This window comes from Mesobacillus sp. (genome assembly GCF_049588175.1).
Classification (GTDB): domain Bacteria; phylum Bacillota; class Bacilli; order Bacillales; family Cytobacillaceae; genus Mesobacillus.
Genome location: NZ_JBAVFI010000555.1, coordinates 1 through 2,402 on the forward strand (window position 1 = coordinate 1; position 2,402 = coordinate 2,402).

Below are 2,402 nucleotides of genomic sequence, written 5' to 3' on the forward strand. Positions count from 1 at the left end.
CTCAAAATAAGGCATATCGTTGTCCGATAGCTTTGACCAATAAGGCAAAGAGTAAAATGCGAGAGGCTGGGTTGGATGAGCGATCGTTTTTTTTATTGGAGAAATCGTTTTATGTTTATATAGAAAAGTATCCGCAATCGGCAGATGGTCTTATTTCGACTGCCTTGTTTTTTGACATTGAAAGAAACGAAAGACTGGCAGAGACATGCGGTAGGTTTGTTGTCGTTTTACATTGTTTGGTAAAAGAGGATGGGTTTGTTGCTACTAATGTAACGACGAGACCGGCACATATCCCATTGACATCTAATTGGCGCCTTTCGGCAGATCTTACTTTTGACTTAAATGTTCAAGGGAATGGACAGTTACCGTTTGGGTTACTGAACTTAATTCACAACATGCCGGTTGCCCAGGAAAGTTCTATGTATGTAAAAAAGCGTATTGCGAGTTGGGAAGGCTACCTGAAAATTCAGGAGCAGTCCGCAGATATTCCTGATATAACCTCCCGCTATTCCACTCTTTTATTCAATGAAGATTTCAGTCGGGTAAAAATAACAGGCTGTGAGCTGAATGAAAAGGAATGGAAGTCACTCAAGGATATGAGCGTCAAGCTAAAGGGAATGGACCAGGAGATCGGCAAAGTTCTGAAAGCGAATCGTTCGGCTTCAACGGTTGAGGTGGAAATACCCAGTTATATGGAAGCTCAGGCCCGCAGGCAGCGGCTTGATGTACATCCTAAGGAAGTCATCTTTAGCAATTTTGCAACCTTAAGCCAGTTGAAAAGACTTCGGCAAGGGTTTAAGCAATTGGAAAACGGTTTGGCTGCGAATCCTGAACTGGAACGCCTGTTATTTGAAAATAAGCCGCCGGTAAAAGAGGTCAATTCTCAGGTGAAGCTGCAGTTTCACAATCGATTGAACGAGTTCCAGCAGGCAGCTGTCAAAGGCGCTATGTCTGCTGAAGACTTATACGTCATCCAAGGGCCTCCAGGAACAGGAAAAACAACCGTTATTTCTGAAATCTGTCTGCAAAATGCGAAGGCGGGGCTGCGAACTCTAGTTGCGTCGCAGTCGAATTTAGCGGTCGACAATGCGCTCGGCCGATTGCTGGCAACTAAGGATATCCGAATCCTCAGAGTGGGGCGGACGGAAAGCATAGAAGAAGAGGGTAAAAAGTTCATCGAGGAGAACATCGGACAGTATTGGAAAGACCATACGCTGCAGGAAGTCTCCAGCCAAATCGAAGCTCGAAACCAACGGGAAACCGAAATAGAAACGGAATGGACGGCGAATGAACAGGCACAAGAGAGCCTCCAGCAACAGCTTGCGCAATTGGAAGCGGATCTTGAAGCAAAGAAGAAAGCACAGCAGCAGTATAATGAAGTTCTGTCCGTAATTGAAAAGCATAAAAAGAACATTCATGAGGTTGAACAAGAGGGGCAAGTAGTTCAGCAGCTTTTACAGAAAACCGAACAATCCCTGCGTTTGTTAAATGAAACCATCGATCAAGACGAAACGTTTTTGATCGAAGAGCCAGATCCTGACTTTATCAAAAAAGAGTTAGAAGCCAACCAGCAAGAGATTGTACGGCTGCAAGACAGTGTAGCCCTTCAGGTGCTGGAAGACGAAATGAATGAACTGAAACAAACTATAGACAAGGCTTCTGCTGAATGTGAGACATGGAAAGTGGCCAGGAAACAGCAGGATACCCTAACAGAAAGAATAGCTGCTGCCAAAAAATTCGACAGTTTAAAGTGGATCATTCTGGAACAGAACCTGACCCGTTCTCTACAAGTGCAGTCATTAATCGCAAAGCTCGATCCTCTTCGCGAAAGAAGCAACCAGCTGGATAAGTTAAAGGAATATAATGAGAAATTAAATTCTGCGATTTCATATCTTGAGAAGCTTTTGGGGGAGAAGGTGAAGTACTCCAAGCTTCAGGAACAATTGAAAAACATGCCTCCCGTTGTTACGACAGCTCTCGAAATTGACCAATTTTTAGAGGGATTGAGAAGTGAGTTGAAAGAAAAATCAACCATTCATCATAACAGGCTTGAATCATTTCTTAAGTGGCTATATGGCCGGAGACATTTCATTTGGCAAAAAGCGGACCAGCTAAAACTGAATGATACAGATAAAAAAATGGCACAAGAAGCACTTCAGCATTTGAAACAGGAACTGATCAGCCAGCTTCAGCCTATTCTCGATGAAAACAAGATGATGCAACAAAAGTATCAGAGAGAGATGGACGAACAGACTACCAAGCTTACTTTCCTGCAAAACAAGCACGCACAAAAGATAGTCTCAGCAGTAATGATTCCAAATGCAAAGGAATTGCTTCATGAAAAAGAAGCCAAAGCGTTTGAACTGCAAACCAAGATAGAGCAATATGGGCAAGCCGAGCTG

The 2,402-nt window shown here is 43.4% G+C and carries 1 protein-coding gene; it reads left to right on the forward strand.

Annotated features, from left to right (window positions below; genetic code table 11):
• Positions 1 to 71: 71 nt before the first annotated feature.
• On the forward strand, positions 72 to 2,402 hold a 2,331-nt coding region (locus WB217_RS13580), incomplete at its 3' end, for an AAA domain-containing protein (protein WP_423993750.1).